The organism is Proteus sp. G2669, from assembly GCF_009915245.1.
In the GTDB taxonomy this organism is placed as follows: Bacteria; Pseudomonadota; Gammaproteobacteria; order Enterobacterales; family Enterobacteriaceae; genus Proteus.
The window spans coordinates 130,642-147,316 of sequence record NZ_JAABLX010000041.1; the positions used below are offsets into that span (position 1 = coordinate 130,642).

Sequence of the window (16,675 nt, forward strand, 5' to 3'; positions counted from 1 at the left end):
AACTGAGCAGGAAGGAACAGAATGACAGATGAAACAGTAAAATCACTGGCAGAAGAGATTCAGACACCGGTTGAACGTTTGGTACAGCAGTTTGCTGATGCCGGTATTAAGAAGACCGTCTCTGATTCTGTCTCCCAAAAAGAGAAAGAAACCTTACTGGCTTGGTTGAATCGTGATAAAGACGTCTCAACCAACCAACCAGAAAAGTTAACGTTACAACGTAAAGTACGTAGTACGTTAAGTGTTCCTGGTACAGGTGGCAAAAGTAAATCAGTAGCCATCGAAGTCCGCAAAAAACGCACTTATGTGAACCGTGACGCCGTTGAAAAAGCGCAAGCGGATGAGCAAGCTCAGCGTGAAGCGGAAGAAAAGGCGCATCGCGAAGCCGAAGAAAAAGCCCAGCGCGAAGCACAAGAGAAAGCACAGCGCGAAGCTGAAGAAAAAGCAAAACGTGAAGCTGAAAAGGCAAAGAAAGACGCCGAAGAAAAAGCGAAACGTGAAGCTGAAGAAGCAAAACGTGAAGCAGCGGAATTAGCTAAGCGCGAAGCAGCGGAAAAAGATAAAGTGAAACAAAACGATAAACCAAAAGCTGATAAAGCAGCAGATCAGGAAAAAGCACGTCGCAATGCTGAACAGGCTGAACTGAAGCGTAAAACGGAAGAAGCACAGCGCCGTAAAGCAGAAGAAGAAGCACGAGTTGCAGCAGAAAAAGCACGTCTTTTAGCTGAAGAGAATGCTGAAAAATGGACTGCTGAACCTAAAGCACCAGAAACTGAAGGCTCAGACTATCATGTAACAACATCACGTTATGCTCGTGATGCAGAAGATGAAAGTGATGCTGAAGTTGAAGGTGGCCGCGGTCGTGGTCGCAATGCCAAGGCTCCTCGTCCTAAGAAAAACAACCGCCATTCTGAAAAAGCAGATCGTGAAGAAGCACGTGCTGCTGGTCGTACTAACAAGAAAGGTAAACGTAAAGGTAGCTCATTACAACAAGGCTTCAATAAGCCAGCAGCTGTTGTAAACCGTGATGTTATTATCGGTGAGACTATTTCTGTTGCTGAACTTGCTAACAAAATGGCCGTAAAAGGGTCTGAAGTTATCAAAACCATGATGAAAATGGGTGCTATGGCAACCATTAACCAGGTTTTAGACCAAGAAACTGCACAGCTTGTTGCTGAAGAAATGGGTCACAAAGTTATCTTACGTCGTGAAAACGAGTTAGAAGAACAAGTCATGAGTGATCGTGATACTGGCGAAGAAAGTGCTGTATCTCGTGCACCGGTTGTGACTATCATGGGTCACGTTGACCACGGTAAAACATCATTACTGGACTACATTCGTTCAACGAAAGTAGCATCAGGCGAAGCGGGTGGTATCACCCAGCATATCGGTGCTTACCACGTTAAAACAGATAAAGGTGAAATCACCTTCCTAGACACCCCAGGTCACGCCGCGTTTACTTCAATGCGTGCTCGTGGTGCTCAGGTAACGGATATCGTTGTTCTGGTTGTTGCGGCAGATGATGGTGTAATGCCACAAACTATCGAAGCAATCCAACACGCAAAAGCTGCAAACGTACCCGTTGTTGTTGCTGTGAACAAAATCGATAAACACGAAGCTGATCCTGATCGCGTGAAAACTGAACTGTCTCAATATGGCATCCTGCCAGAAGAGTGGGGCGGTGAAACTCAGTTTATGCACGTATCTGCAAAACAAGGTTTAGGTATTGACGAACTGCTGGATGCGATTCTTTTACAAGCTGAAGTTCTTGAACTGAAAGCAGTTAAAGAAGGTATGGCAAGCGGTGTTGTTATCGAATCTTACCTCGATAAAGGCCGTGGCCCTGTGGCAACTATCCTTGTTCGTGAAGGTACGCTGAATAAAGGTGATATCGTTCTGTGTGGCTTCGAATACGGTCGTATTCGTGCAATGCGTAACGAATTAGGCCAAGACGTTCAATCTGCTGGCCCATCAATGCCTGTTGAGATTTTAGGTCTGTCTAACGTTCCTTCTGCAGGTGATGAAGCAACGGTTGTTCGTGATGAGAAGAAAGCGCGTGAAGTTGCATTATACCGTCAAGGTAAATTCCGCGATGTTAAACTGGCTCGTCAGCAGAAATCTAAACTGGAAAACATGTTTGCTAACATGGAAGAAGGTAAAACTTCTGAACTGAACATCGTTCTGAAAACGGACGTTCAAGGTACTTGTGAAGCGATTACTGATGCATTAGTTAAACTGTCTACTAACGAAGTTAAACTGAAAATCATCGGTTCTGGCGTAGGTGGTATCACTGAAACTGATGCAACATTAGCGGCTGCTTCTAACGCAATTATTCTTGGTTTCAACGTTCGTGCAGATGCATCTGCTCGCCGTATTATTGAACAAGAAAGTGTTGATTTACGTTACTACTCCGTTATCTATAGCCTGATTGACGAAATCAAACTGGCAATGAGTGGTATGTTGGCACCTGAATATAAACAAGAAATCATGGGTCTTGCAGAAGTCCGTGATGTGTTTAAATCACCGAAATTCGGCGCGATTGCGGGCTGTATGGTGGTTGAAGGTAACATCAAACGTAATAACCCAATTCGTGTTCTACGTGATAACGTGGTTATCTACGAAGGCGAACTTGAGTCACTACGTCGCTTTAAAGATGACGTCAACGAAGTGCGTAACGGCATGGAATGTGGTATCGGTGTGAAAAACTACAATGATGTTCGTGTTGGCGACATGATTGAAGTCTTCCAAGTTATCGAAATCAAACGTTCTATTGATTAATCTAGTACGTCTTGTTTTAAAAGGGAGCTTAACGGCTCCCTTCTTATTCCCTTCTTTGCTGTATTCTCTTTTATTTTCCTCTTCATTTTTCAACATAACCGAAATAGATTGGCTTTCAGTAATTTATGAAAGTGAGATAACAGGGTAAAATAGCAACAAAGAAACATTTTATTTCTAAAGAAAGAAATCAGAGAAAGCGGTTGTTAAATACCACTTCATGTATACTCTTTAGATATCATTGATTTTAGATCTGAATTAATAGTGACAATCAGGGCAATACCCTATTGTCAGGGAGAGATAAAATGGCAAGAGATTTTAGCCGTAGTCAGCGTGTTTCTCAGGAAATGCAAAAAGAAATCGCCATCATTCTACAACGTGAAGTAAAAGATCCTCGTATTGGAATGGCCACTGTATCTGGCGTTGAAATTTCTCGCGATTTGGCTTACGCCAAAGTGTTCGTCACCTTTTTAAACTTATCTGGTGGTGAAAAAAGCGAAGAAGAGATGGTTGAAGATGGCTTAACTGCCTTGAATGAAGCTGCGGGTTTTATTCGTTCATTATTAGGTAAAGCAATGCGTTTACGTATTGTGCCAGAACTGACATTTGCTTATGACAACTCATTAGTTGAAGGTATGCGCATGTCTAATTTAGTTTCTAATGTCGTTAAAAACGACGAAGAGCGTCGTCATAAAGAGGAAGAATAATGGGGCGTCGTCGTAAGGGGCGTGAGATTAACGGCGTATTGCTACTCGATAAACCCCAAGATATTTCCTCTAACGACGCACTCCAAAAAGTCCGCCGTATGTTTAATGCCAGTAAGGCAGGGCATACGGGGGCATTGGATCCTTTAGCAACAGGTATGCTACCTATTTGTTTAGGTGAAGCGACGAAGTTTTCACAGTTTCTATTGGATTCGGATAAGCGTTATCGTGTTATTGCCCGCTTAGGCCAACGAACAGATACTTCTGATGCACATGGTGAAGTTATCCAAGAGCGCCCAGTGCAATTTACGCAGCAAGCTTTAGACGATGCCTTAGAGAGCTTTCGTGGTGAAACATTGCAAGTTCCTTCAATGTACTCTGCTTTAAAGCATCAAGGTAAACCGCTTTATGAATATGCAAGACAAGGCATAGAAGTTGAGCGAGAAGCAAGACCGATTACTGTTTATGAACTCCAGTTTATTCGCTGGGAAGGCGACGAATTAGAACTAGAAATTCATTGCTCTAAAGGAACGTATATTCGCACAATCATTGATGATCTTGGTGAGAAATTACAATGTGGTGCCCACGTTATTTTCTTACGCCGATTAGAAGTTGCAGATTATCCTAAAGAGCGAATGGTAACGTTAGAGCAATTAAGAGCGATGATAGAAAATGCACAAACTGCACAAGAAGATCCTTTCGCGGCACTTGATGCACTGTTATTGCCTATGGATACCGCTGTGGCCGATTTTCCTGTTGTGAATTTAACCACGATCATTGCGGGTTATCTCAAGCTAGGACAGCCTGTTCGCGTTAATCATGATATCAATGAAGGCGAATGGGTGAGAGTAACTGAAGGTGATGAAAAAAAATTCATTGGCCTTGCTATCATTAAAGATGGCCTAGTTGCTCCGAAAAGAGTCGTTGTAGACTATAGCGCACAAGATAACACTTAATAGCAATCTTGCGCTAAAAGTGTTTGAAGCGTAGAATAATGCGGCTATCTGTTTAGGTGGCTGAGTTGGATAGCTGAATTAGAGATTGGCTATCCTAAAAATTTTAATTTAATTGGAGTTTATTATGTCTCTAAGTACTGAAGCGAAAGCAAAAATCGTTGCTGAATTTGGTCGTGATGCTAACGATACTGGCTCAAGCGAAGTTCAGGTTGCACTGCTGACTGCAGAAATCAACCACCTGCAAGGTCACTTTTCAGAGCACAAAAAAGATCACCACAGCCGTCGTGGTCTGCTGCGTAAAGTTTCCAGCCGTCGTAATCTGCTGGACTACCTGAAACGTAAAGATGTTGCTCGTTACTCTGCACTGATTGAACGTTTAGGTCTGCGTCGCTAATCAAGTGAGTTTCAGTGGAAAGGGGCCTGTTGGCCCCTTTTCTACTAGAAAGTGCTATTTTTAATATTAGTCGTTATGTTTTAATGTGGTGATTGTTATTTAGTCTCTCTAGTTACGACAATTCGCGCGGCTAATGAAAGTATTTATTGCTAATAAGTGGTCAATATTTTCATTAGTCGCGAGGGGACGTAGCGGAGAAAAGATCATTCATCGTCGCTAAACATCTGGCGACAATAAGATAAAGGATATTATTTTGCTGAATCCTACAGTTCGTAAATTTCAATACGGTCAACATACGGTTTCAATCGAAACGGGTATGATGGCTCGTCAAGCAACAGCTGCTGTTATGGTTGACATGGACGGCACCGCTGTTTTTGTTACCGTTGTTGCAAAGAAAAAAGTTAAAGCTGGTCAAGATTTCTTCCCATTAACAGTGAACTACCAAGAGCGTTCGTACGCTGCTGGTCGTATCCCAGGTAGCTTCTTCCGTCGCGAAGGTCGTCCAGGTGAAGGCGAAACGTTAATTGCACGTTTAATTGACCGCCCATTACGCCCATTATTCCCAGAAGGTTTCTTAAACGAAATCCAAATTGTTGCTACTGTTGTTTCTGTTAACCCACAAGTTAACCCAGATATCGTTGCAATGATTGGTGCTTCTGCTGTATTAGCTCTGTCAGGTGTTCCATTTAATGGTCCTATCGGTGGTGCTCGTGTTGGTTTCATCGATGGTCAATATGTTCTGAACCCAACTGTTGATGAGCTGAAAGTGAGTAAATTAGACTTAGTGGTTGCAGGTACTGCAGGCGCTGTGCTGATGGTAGAATCAGAAGCTGATTTATTATCAGAAGAAGAAATGTTAGGTGCAGTGGTATTTGGTCATGATCAACAACAAGTTGTGATTGAAAATATCAATGCATTAGTTGCTGAAGTCGGTAAAGAAAAATGGGATTGGGCACCAGAAGCCGTTAACCAAACTTTACACGATCGCATTGCAGAATTAGCGCAAGCACGCATCGGTGATGCATACCGTATCACTGAAAAACAAGAACGTTATGAACAAATCGAAGCAATTCGCGATGAAGTTGTTGCAACGTTATTAGCTGAAGATGAAACCTTAGATGAAGGTGAAATCAACGATCTATTCTCTAGCTTAGAGAAAAACATTGTTCGTGCTCGTGTATTAGCAGGCGAACCTCGTATCGATGGTCGTGAAAAAGACATGGTACGTGCATTAGATATCCGCACAGGTTTATTACCACGTACTCACGGTTCAGCACTGTTTACACGTGGTGAAACACAGGCTTTAGTGACTGCGACATTAGGTACTGCGCGTGATGCTCAAACTATTGATGATATCATGGGTGAGCACACTGATACCTTCTTACTGCATTATAACTTCCCTCCATATTCTGTTGGTGAAACAGGTATGATGGGCTCACCAAAACGTCGTGAAATTGGCCATGGCCGTTTAGCAAAACGTGGTGTGTTAGCGGTAATGCCAACTATTGAAGAATTCCCATATACTGTTCGCGTGGTTTCTGAAATCACTGAATCAAATGGTTCATCTTCAATGGCGTCTGTATGTGGTGCTTCTTTAGCACTGATGGATGCGGGTGTACCAATTAAAGAATCTGTTGCTGGTATTGCAATGGGTCTGGTAAAAGAAGGCGACAACTTTGTTGTTCTTTCAGATATTCTGGGTGATGAAGACCATTTAGGCGATATGGACTTTAAAGTTGCGGGTAGCCGTAACGGTGTCAGCGCATTACAAATGGATATCAAAATCGAAGGTATCACACGTGAAATCATGCAAGTTGCGTTAAACCAAGCGAAAAGCGCACGCCTGCATATTTTAGGTGTTATGGAAGATGCAATTAGCCAACCTCGTGCTGATATTTCTGAATTCGCACCACGTATTCATACTATCAAAATTAATTCAGACAAAATCAAAGACGTTATCGGTAAAGGTGGTTCAGTTATCCGTGCATTAACGGAAGAAACGGGCACAACTATCGAAATCGAAGATGATGGTACTGTGAAGATTGCTGCAACAAGCAATGAGCAAGCTAAAATGGCAATTGCTCGTATCGAAGAAATCACAGCTGAAGTTGAAGTGGGCCGTATCTACAACGGTAAAGTAACTCGTATCGTAGATTTCGGTGCGTTTGTTGCTATCGGTGGCGGTAAAGAAGGTCTGGTTCATATTTCTCAAATCGCAGATAAACGCGTTGAGAAAGTGAGTGATTACTTGGAAATGGGTCAAGAAGTTCCAGTTAAAGTGCTGGAAATTGACCGTCAAGGCCGTATTCGCTTAAGCATGAAAGAAGCTCAAGCTAATCAGCAGGAAGCAACAGAAACTTCTTCTGAAGATTCTGCGAATTAATGATATTCTACTACCGATATCTAGACATAGGTATCGGTAGAGACTTATTATGATTGACAAGTAGGACGTCCAGAACGCTTTTTGTTGAAAGGTCTGACTTTGGGAGTGAGAAATGAAAACATTTCTGCGCGGTTGTTCTATTGCTGTTTTCATCTTTATTTCCGGATGCAGCACTAGTCCAGAATGGCGTCAGAATGCGATTTTCGCCACTCCATTACAACCTTCTTTACAACAAGAAGTGATATTGGCTCGTATAGAACAAATTCTTGCGAGTCGCTCATTAACCGAAGATGAATACGCACAGCTTTTATATGAGCGTGGTGTGCTGTATGATAGTCTCGGTTTACGAGCTTTAGCGCGTAATGATTTTTCAATGGCGCTATCAATAAGACCAGATATGCTGGAAATTTTTAATTTTCTAGGTATCTATTTTACGCAAGCAGCGAACTATGATGCTGCTTATGAAGCGTTTGATTCTGTTTTAGAGCTTGATCCAACTTACAATAATGCGCGTTTTAATCGTGGTATCGCTTTATACTACGGTGGCCGATTGAAATTGGCGCAGGATGATCTGCAGGCGTTTTATCAGGTCGATCCAAATGACCCCATTCGTTCGCTTTGGTTATATCTTGTCGAAAAAGAGATAAACACTGATTTAGCTAAACAACAGTTAAAACAGCGATACCAGCAGGCGGATAAAACGGGGCAATGGGGATGGAATATAGTTGAGTTTTATTTAGGTAACATTAATGAAAAAGCATTAATGTCAAAACTACGTGAAGCCTCAACCGATAACACTTCGCTCGCTGAGCATCTTAGTGAAACTAACTTCTATTTAGGTAAGTATTACCTAAGTCTGGGGGACATGGATAGCGCAGAAGCGTTATTCAAGCTGACGGTTGCCAACAACGCACATAACTTTGTTGAGCACCGCTACGCATTGTTGGAATTAGCACTGTTAGGCCAACAAGAAGACCTAGCGGAATCGGACCAGCAATAGCTGACGAACATTTCTCTGATCAGTTTGAAAGCCATCATCTGCATAGGATGAGGGCTTGTTTGTTCGTTTAATAATATAATTTGAGCCAGTTCACATTTTAGATGATAAAGACCGACAAACCATGCGGTATGTTATGTCAACTGGCTGCCATAATGAATGAGGCACAGTGACATGACTACTGAAACCGATATGACTTTTGCTGATCTAGGTTTATCAGCACCTATTTTGACTGCACTGAATGACTTAGGCTACGAGAAGCCTTCTCCAATTCAGCAACAATGTATTCCTTTCCTTTTAAACGGCAATGATGTTTTAGGTATGGCACAGACTGGTAGTGGTAAAACCGCTGCATTTAGCCTGCCGTTATTACACAATCTTGATGAATCATTAAAAGCACCACAAATTTTAGTTTTAGCACCAACTCGCGAACTTGCTGTTCAGGTTGCTGAAGCCATCGAAGATTTCTCTAAGCATTTACCAAAAGTAAATGTAGTTGCACTGTATGGTGGTCAGCGTTATGACGTTCAATTACGTGCATTACGCCAAGGGCCACAAGTGGTTGTAGGCACACCTGGTCGTTTATTAGACCATTTAAACCGTGGCACATTAGATTTATCTAAACTGAAAGGCTTAGTTTTAGATGAAGCTGATGAAATGTTACGTATGGGCTTTATTGAAGATGTTGAAAATATCTTAAGTAAGATCCCAGCTGAACACCAAACTGCGCTGTTCTCTGCAACAATGCCAGAAGCTATTCGTCGTATTACACGTCGCTTCATGAATGATCCTAAAGAAGTTCGCATTCAAAGCAGCGTAACAACTCGCCCAGACATCAGCCAAAGTTACTGGATGACATTTGGTGCGCGTAAAAATGAAGCATTAATTCGTTTCTTAGAAGCGGAAGATTTTGATGCGGCGATTATTTTCGTGCGTACTAAAAATGCAACATTAGAAGTTGCAGAAGCATTAGAACGTAATGGTTATAACAGTGCAGCATTAAATGGTGACATGAACCAATCACTGCGTGAGCAAACATTAGAGCGTTTGAAAAATGGTCGTTTAGACATTTTAATCGCGACTGATGTTGCAGCTCGTGGTCTTGATGTTGACCGTATCAGCCTTGTTGTGAACTATGATATCCCAATGGATTCAGAATCTTATGTTCACCGTATTGGTCGTACTGGCCGTGCTGGCCGTGCTGGTCGCGCAATTTTATTCGTTGATAATCGTGAACGCCGTTTACTGCGTAATATCGAACGTACAATGAAGATGACTATTCCTGAAGTAGAACTGCCAAATGCAGAACTTATCAGCCAACGTCGTCAGGAAAAATTTGCACAGCAAATCGCTCAGCAATTAGAAACAAGCAACCTTGACCAATATCGCGCTCTGTTACCTAAATTAGCACCACAAGGTGAAGAAGCGTTAGATATGGAAACACTGGCTGCGGTATTACTGAAAATGGCTCAAGGTGAGCGTGCGCTTATCCTGCCACCAGATCCAGTTCGTCGCCCTCGTCGTGAATTTAACGATCGTGATGATCGTCGTCGCGGTGATAACGATCGTGAACGTGCTCCTCGCCGTGAACGTCGTGATGCTGGTGAAATGGATTTATACCGTATTGAAGTAGGTCGTGATGATGGTGTTGAAGTTCGTCATATCGTGGGCGCAATTGCTAACGAAGGCGATATCAGCAGCCGTTACATTGGTAATATCAAACTGTATGGTTCTCACTCAACTATCGAGTTACCAAAAGGTATGCCAACTGACTTATTAGGTCACTTTACACGTACACGTATCATGAACAAACCACTGAATATGCAATTAGTGGGAGATGCTCAATCTCAACCTTTCCGTGAACGTCGTAATAACAGCCGCCGTGATGGTCAACCACAAGGTGGTCGTCGTTTTAACAATGGTGATCAATCACAACGTCGTGGTAATAACGACCGTGGTGGCGAACGTAGTAACGATCGTGGTGGCGAACGTAGTAATGATCGTGGTGGCGAACGCGGTAACTTCCGTAGTCGTAACAACGAAGGTACTCCACGTCGTCGTAGCAGCTCTCATAATCAATAAGAGCCTATAATCAACTCAATGTTAATTGAGCTGATGATAAAAAATCGAAACCAGTCAATGAACATTGGCTGGTTTTTTTATGCTTATTTAAATGATATAAAATTTATTACATCGAATTTTTATCAATATAAAAAATAGACATATTTATGAAAAGTAATTGGCTAGAATTACGTTGTATCCAACAAAATAATGATACTTGTGCTGACTTTAATTTTTATATTGATGGCAGAGCACTTGATGAATGGCTTCAATAGCAGGATAGAAATCCCCAATTAACATTCGACTATGAGAGAAATCACGCTCTACAGACGCATCTTTTTGGGTGTGAATATCACGAATTTCAATACGGTTTTTATAAACCTTAATATAAATAGGTTCCATCCTATTTTTTCCTTATATAAATAATTAGATTAAGCCAATTGCTTCTTTTAACGGTTTTAGATATCGACGGCTAACAGGAATTTGGCTGTTATTGTGTAAGATCAGTTCAGCTTGCCCATTATCACCAAAAATAATCTCATTAACATAATCCATATTCACTAAATATTGGCGATGGCAACGAACTAATTGTGTGCGTGTTTCTAATGTACGTAGTGTTAATTCAGTAAAACCTTCTTGGCCTTGATTATTAGTGACATAAACACCACTAAGTCTTGATGTAGCAAATATGGCTTCATCAATTGGCATTAACCAAATACGGCTATGCCCAGTACATGGAATGCATTTTAAGCGTTCTTCTGGAGGAGTTAATAAATCAATATTTTGCTTATTACCTTGGCGTAAACGGTTTAATGTTTTTGTGAGACGCTCTTGCTCTAAAGGTTTGAGTAAATAATCAAAAGCATGTTCTTCAAAGGCTTGGATCGCATATTCTTCAAATGCAGTTAAAAAAACAATATAAGGGCGATGTTCAGGATCAAGCATTGTGACCATTTCAAGTCCAGTAATGCGAGGCATTTGAATATCAAGGAAAACAACATCAGGTTTTTTACGATGTATTTCACCTATGGCTTCAATAGCATTACTGCATTCACCAACAATATGAATATCCTTTTCAACTTCAAGTAAACAACGTAAATTCTCACGAGCCAGTGGCTCATCATCAACGATTAATATATTCATTGTTATGTAACGTTATCCATGCTTTTTTCTAGAGGTAAGCAAATTTTCACCTTTGTATATTCATCAGCTTGGCATTCGACTAAAACACCATAAAGCTCGCCATAGCGTAATTTTAATCGCTTATCCACCAGCCTCATGCCTAATCCTAATTCATGGGAAGGAGATTGAGGTCGATAAAGCCCCGCATTATCACAGATTTCAATAATGATCAGATGGTGCTCTTGGTGCGCCCTAATTGTAATCTTTCCAGTGTCTAATAACTGTGATGTTCCATGTTTAATTGCATTTTCGACCATCGGCTGAAGCGAAAAAGCAGGTAAACGAGCATTGGTTAACGTTTCTGGAATATGAATATCAATTTGTAAACGATCTTGGAAACGGGCTTTTTCAATTTGCAGATAAGCATTTACATGTTCAATTTCATCACTTAATGTCACAACTGCTTCAGGTCTTTTTAAGTTCTTACGAAAGAACGCAGAAAGAAATTGGACTAATTGTTTTGCTTGTTCACTATCACGGCGAATAACGGCTTGTAGTGTATTTAACGCATTAAAAAGAAAATGTGGATTTACTTGTGCATGTAGAAGTTTAATCTCTGATTCTAAAAGTGATTGCTTATTTCGCTCATATTGTCCTGCCAGAATTTGTGCAGATAATAGGCTTGCTATGCCTTCACCTAAGGTACGATTAATAGAACTAAATAGGCGATTTTTAGCCTCATAAAGCTTTATCGTTCCAATGACTTGATTATTTTCACCTCTTAGCGGAATAACTAAGGTTGATCCTAGCTTACAATGAGGAGAAAGTGTGCAACGGTACGGCGTTTCATTACCGTCAGCATAAACAACTTCATTATTATTAATTGCCTGTTTCGATTGTTCTGATGAAATAGGCGTACCAGGTAAATGGTGATCGGCGCCAATACCAATAAAGGCGAGTAGTTTTTCTCTGTCAGTAATAGCAACAGCACTGACTCTTAATTCTTGATAAATGACTTTTGCAACTCGAGTGCTATTGTCTTGATTAAATCCTTTACGCAAAATACCTTCGGTACAAACGGCAATTTTTAATGCTTGTGCTGAGAAAGCGCTGGTGTATTTTTCAAATATTGCCCGTCTATCTTGTAATATTCTAATAAACATTGCTGCACCAATAGTGTTTGCAACAATCATAGGCGCTGCAATATCCTTAACTAAGGCAAGAGCTTCATTAAACGGTCGTGCTAATAATAAAATAATACTCATCTGTATTATTTCGGCAAAGAAGGTTACTGCAGCCGCAGTCCATGGATTAAATATCCGATGCATTTGGCCACGTTTGACATAATAGCGGTGAACTAATCCACCAATTAATCCCTCTGCGATAGTTGAAACCATACAACTTAGTGCGGTCATGCCTCCGAGAGAATAACGATGTAATCCCCCGGTAAAGCCAACAAGAAAGCCGACATATGGGCCGCCGAGTAATCCTCCTAAGACAGATCCAATCGCGCGCGTGTTAGCAATAGAGTCATTAATATGTAACCCAAAATAGGTGCCCATAATGCAAAAAATAGAGAAAATGACATAGCACATCAACTTATGAGGGAGTTTTATCGTGACCTGTAAAAGTGGCGTAAATAGTGGTGTTTTGCTTAAAAACCAAGCAATAATTAAATAAACGCACATTTGCTGTAATAACAGCAAAATAAGATCAAATTCATACATAGGTGTTGAGTACCGTTCTCTTTTTTATCTGATTAATATAAAAAGTTCAGATAAAACGGGGCTATTAATTAGGCGATAAAGTTTGATATAAGAGTAACTTAATCGCGCTTTCAAAGAAAATATTCCTTTGCGTCAGTGATCTGGCGCACAAAATTCTTAAAGAAATTCTGAGTTATTGTGTAATATAACTCTGTCAGTGAGTGTTCTACTTCACTATTAAGGTCTAATCGTTATATGAAAAAAAGAGCCATTTATCTTATTTTATTAATGCTAATACTAATTGCATTAGCCGTACTTTTCCGCGCGCATAATCAATATTTATTACTGCAAGGGGAAGTCGATGCACCAGAAGTGATTGTTGCCTCAAAAGCTAAAGGTCGTGTAATTGAGCGCCATATAGAGCGAGGTGATGATGTCAAAGCCGGGCAATTAATGATCACATTAGAAAGCCCCGAACTTAACGCACAAGTTGCGGCACTCGAAGCTGCCAAAGCACAAGCACAAGCTCAATTAGATTTGTCACTACATGGCACAAGAGAAGAGAGCATTCGTAATTTAGAAGCGGTGTTATCTCAAGCCAAAGTAGAAGCCAGTAATGCGACACGAGATTATCAGCGTATTAGCGCTGTGGCTAATCAAGGTTATGTCTCAGCAACTGAACTGGATAATGCACGCCGTAGTCGTGATGTTGCATCACAACGAGTAAGAGCGGCCCAAGCAGAATTAGATGAAGCTAAAAATGGCGATCGCATTGAATTACGTCATAAATACATGGCTGCGGTACAACAAGCAGAACAACAACTTATCGAGCTGAAGATCCAACAAGACGATTTACAAGTGAAAGCACCTGTTGATGGTGAAGTTGGGCCAATTCCGGCAGAAATAGGTGAGCTTTTTAATGCTAATAGCCCACTCGCGACACTGATTCGTATTCCTGATGCTTATTTTGTTTATAACCTGCGTGAAGATATTTTAGCGGATATTCGCAAAGGTGATCGCATTACTATCATGGTTCCTGCACTGGGCAACAAAGAAGTCGAAGCGGAAATTCGTTATATCGCTCCGATGGGTGACTACGCAACAAAAAGAGCGACAAGAGCAACGGGTGATTTCGATTTAAAAACGTTTGAAATTCGACTGTATCCAGTGACACCGATTGAGGGACTACGTCCTGGTATGAGTGCGTTATGGCGCTGGGATAAATAAGGGCGAATAATGAGAGTAAAAGCAGCTTGGCGTGGCTTTAGTAGCGCATTTTCACGAGAAACTCATATGGCAGTTCGTAGCCCCGTTTTTCACTGGCTAAGCTGGCTGTTCCCATTGATGTTATTCACGTTAATTAGTGCTAACTTTTCTGAAGGTACATTGCTGAATTTACCCGTCTCAGTGATCAATAATGATAATAGCCCATTATCGAGGACACTGATCAGAGACTTAAATGCAGGTTCCCATGCACAATTAAATACATTAGATGGCAACCCTCGTACAGCAATGGAACGACTCGGTAGCGCAAAAGATTACGCAATACTCACAATACCCCGCCATTTTGAAAGCAACGTATTAGCTGGAAAGCAACCCACCACACGTATGTATTACAACGGGTTATATTATGCTGCTGGGAGCTACGCAATACAGGACTTTAGTGGATTAATTGCAGAGCTTAATGCGCAATATCGTACGGTATTGGCACAAGAAATGAATAAACCTGTTCCACCATTAGCAAAAGTAACGCTCTCTTATGACAGTTTGTTTAATGCCAGTGGTAGTTATATTTATTATCAGCAATTTGCAGCTACCATCCATATGCTTCAATTATTTGTTGTGACCTGTACGATTTATTCGTTGTCACGCGGTAATATGCTATTGAATATTAAGCCCTTCACATTTGCACTTATTGGTAAGCTCACACCTTACACACTGTTTTTCTTGACCTTATTAATTGTTGAATTAGCAGCATTAGTGTATTTTTCTGGGGCAAAGGTAAATGGTAATCCGCTATATATGGTGTTGGTCGGATTCTTTTATATTATTGCGGCTCAAAGTGTGGGATTACTGCTTTTTGCGTTTACCAATAGTGCGATCACTGCGTACAGTATGATAGGGATGTTGGTGAGTATTGCATTGGCATTTTCAGGAATGGCTGTACCTGAACTTTCAATGATATTACCTGCACAAATTATCTCGAATCTAGAACCGTTAACACACGCTTTAAATGCGATGTTTGATATCTTCTTAAGAGAAGTATCACTACAAGGTATTTTGTATGTTTGTTCACTCTTACTGATTTATCCTTTTGCTATCGCCTTCTTAGTTCGTAAACGTATTTTTAAACGATTGGAATTACAGGTAGGTGTTGCATGATGCAGATGTATTTCCAAACTTTTAAACGTGTTCTACTGGGCATGTTAGAAAAACCTATGTGGATGTTGTTAATTGTTTCTCTGTGTGTGATGAGTTTGGTTTATGCCAAACCTGTTTTATGGGATCTACCTGTCGCTGTTATCAATCAAGATCACAGTCCTGCAAGTTATTCACTTATTCGTGCATTAAACTCGACACCCAAATTAAGCATTAAGAACTACGATAATTTAGATGAAGCGCGCCACGATATGATTATGCGAGAGCTTTTTGCCATCATTATTGTGCCAACTGATTTTGAGAAGAAATTACTCAATGGTAAAGATGTCACTGTTCCGGTCTTTGGTGATGCCACAAACCGTCTTGCCAGTGGACAAATCCAGCAGGAATTGATGTTGGCTTATCAACAGTTATTAGATTCTTACAATGATCGTATTTTACAAAATGCCGGCTTTAGTGGTGAGCAATCGAAAATCCTGTTAAAGCCCATTCAAGGTGAAACCATTGCGATGTATAACCCTGGTGTAAGTTTCGCAGCGATTATTTTTCCTGGGTTATTAGTGATGTTGTTACAGCACTCGCTCTTAATTGCTTGTGTCCGTGTCAGTATTGCAGTAAGAAGTACACCGAAAGGAAAACCACCGCTAGCTGTTTATTTAGGGGCATTATCTGCACTTATTCCGATTTGGTTATTTTTGTCGGCTGTATTCTTTGCATTATGGCCTTGGGTATTAGGCTATCGCCAAGAGGCTCCACTTTATCAAGTCTGGATGCTGACATTTCCATTCTTATTAGCAGTTTTAGGGTTAGGTAAATTAATTACAGAATGCTTGCGTAGTGTTGAGATGATTTATCTGACACTAGCATTTGTAACAACACCTGTGTTCTATATTTCTGGCACGATCTGGCCACTACAAGCAATGCCTGATTGGGTATTTGCCATTTCATCAGCATTACCTTCTACATGGGCTGTAAACGCTATGGCAGGCATAAATCAAATGGGATTGTCATTCCAAAGTATATTGGGTGATATCGTGATGATGTTGGTTTTAGGTGTGATTTATACTGTATTAGGTGTACTGGTGGGTATGTTACGTAATGGTGAGTTAAGACATATTACGCACCAATTTAAACATTGGTTACATCATCGTGGTGAGTCAAAATAAAAAGCCCTTAAGGGCTTTTTATTTATTGCTAA

Annotated in this window: 13 protein-coding genes; 10 read left to right on the forward strand and 3 right to left on the reverse strand. The window is 40.9% G+C overall.

The window, feature by feature from the left end; genetic code table 11:
- Window positions 1–21: 21 nt before the first annotated feature.
- The 7 genes from infB to GWI68_RS11130 all read left to right on the forward strand — a co-directional run bounded on the left by infB (window position 22) and on the right by GWI68_RS11130 (window position 10,291).
- On the forward strand, window positions 22–2,778 hold the full coding sequence (gene infB / locus GWI68_RS11100; protein WP_072069567.1) for a translation initiation factor IF-2: 2,757 nt from the start codon (window positions 22–24) through the stop codon (window positions 2,776–2,778).
- Window positions 2,779–3,080: 302 nt separating this feature from the next.
- Window positions 3,081–3,482 (forward strand): 30S ribosome-binding factor RbfA, encoded by a 402-nt coding sequence (gene rbfA / locus GWI68_RS11105; protein WP_109408501.1) that lies wholly within the window; start codon window positions 3,081–3,083, stop codon window positions 3,480–3,482.
- Window positions 3,482–4,435: a tRNA pseudouridine(55) synthase TruB gene (truB, locus tag GWI68_RS11110; RefSeq protein WP_166540299.1), complete on the forward strand. Its 954-nt coding sequence runs from the start codon at window positions 3,482–3,484 to the stop codon at window positions 4,433–4,435. Before rbfA ends, truB begins: the two co-directional genes overlap by 1 nt.
- Window positions 4,436–4,559: 124 nt before the next feature.
- Window positions 4,560–4,829 (forward strand): 30S ribosomal protein S15, encoded by a 270-nt coding sequence (gene rpsO / locus GWI68_RS11115; protein WP_166540300.1) that lies wholly within the window; start codon window positions 4,560–4,562, stop codon window positions 4,827–4,829.
- A gap of 253 nt (window positions 4,830–5,082) precedes the next feature.
- Complete coding sequence (pnp, locus tag GWI68_RS11120; protein ID WP_166540301.1) at window positions 5,083–7,212, forward strand: polyribonucleotide nucleotidyltransferase; 2,130 nt, start codon at window positions 5,083–5,085, stop codon at window positions 7,210–7,212.
- Window positions 7,213–7,324: 112 nt separating this feature from the next.
- Window positions 7,325–8,212: a lipoprotein NlpI gene (nlpI, locus tag GWI68_RS11125; RefSeq protein ID WP_109394665.1), complete on the forward strand. Its 888-nt coding sequence runs from the start codon at window positions 7,325–7,327 to the stop codon at window positions 8,210–8,212.
- A 171-nt stretch (window positions 8,213–8,383) separates the two neighbouring features.
- Window positions 8,384–10,291 (forward strand): DEAD/DEAH family ATP-dependent RNA helicase, encoded by a 1,908-nt coding sequence (locus GWI68_RS11130; protein ID WP_166540302.1) that lies wholly within the window; start codon window positions 8,384–8,386, stop codon window positions 10,289–10,291.
- 207 nt (window positions 10,292–10,498) lie between these two features.
- On the opposite strand, the gene GWI68_RS11135 is transcribed toward GWI68_RS11130, so the two are convergent.
- The 3 genes from GWI68_RS11135 to GWI68_RS11145 are packed head-to-tail and all read right to left on the reverse strand — an operon-like array spanning window position 10,499 to window position 13,119.
- Window positions 10,499–10,672, reverse strand: a complete 174-nt coding sequence (locus GWI68_RS11135) for a hypothetical protein (protein WP_166540237.1) — start codon at window positions 10,670–10,672, stop codon at window positions 10,499–10,501.
- 24 nt (window positions 10,673–10,696) lie between these two features.
- Window positions 10,697–11,413 carry a two-component system response regulator BtsR gene (gene btsR / locus GWI68_RS11140; RefSeq protein WP_109408505.1) on the reverse strand — a complete coding sequence of 239 codons (717 nt, stop codon included), beginning with the start codon at window positions 11,411–11,413 and terminating at the stop codon, window positions 10,697–10,699.
- 2 nt (window positions 11,414–11,415) lie between these two features.
- Window positions 11,416–13,119 carry a sensor histidine kinase gene (locus GWI68_RS11145; RefSeq protein ID WP_109408506.1) on the reverse strand — a complete coding sequence of 568 codons (1,704 nt, stop codon included), beginning with the start codon at window positions 13,117–13,119 and terminating at the stop codon, window positions 11,416–11,418.
- A gap of 234 nt (window positions 13,120–13,353) precedes the next feature.
- Here GWI68_RS11145 and GWI68_RS11150 point away from each other — a divergent pair, with 234 nt between their 5' ends.
- Genes GWI68_RS11150 through GWI68_RS11160 form a run of 3 tightly spaced genes read left to right on the forward strand, consistent with a single transcriptional unit; the run spans window position 13,354 to window position 16,643 of the window.
- The gene (locus tag GWI68_RS11150) at window positions 13,354–14,325 is read left to right on the forward strand and encodes an efflux RND transporter periplasmic adaptor subunit (RefSeq protein ID WP_166540303.1); all 972 of its coding nucleotides are present in this window, start codon (window positions 13,354–13,356) and stop codon (window positions 14,323–14,325) included.
- Between the two features lie 9 nt (window positions 14,326–14,334).
- Window positions 14,335–15,480 (forward strand): ABC transporter permease, encoded by a 1,146-nt coding sequence (locus tag GWI68_RS11155; RefSeq protein WP_166540304.1) that lies wholly within the window; start codon window positions 14,335–14,337, stop codon window positions 15,478–15,480.
- The gene (locus GWI68_RS11160; RefSeq protein ID WP_166540369.1) at window positions 15,480–16,643 is read left to right on the forward strand and encodes an ABC transporter permease; all 1,164 of its coding nucleotides are present in this window, start codon (window positions 15,480–15,482) and stop codon (window positions 16,641–16,643) included. Before GWI68_RS11155 ends, GWI68_RS11160 begins: the two co-directional genes overlap by 1 nt.
- The last annotated feature ends 32 nt before the right edge of the window (window positions 16,644–16,675 follow it).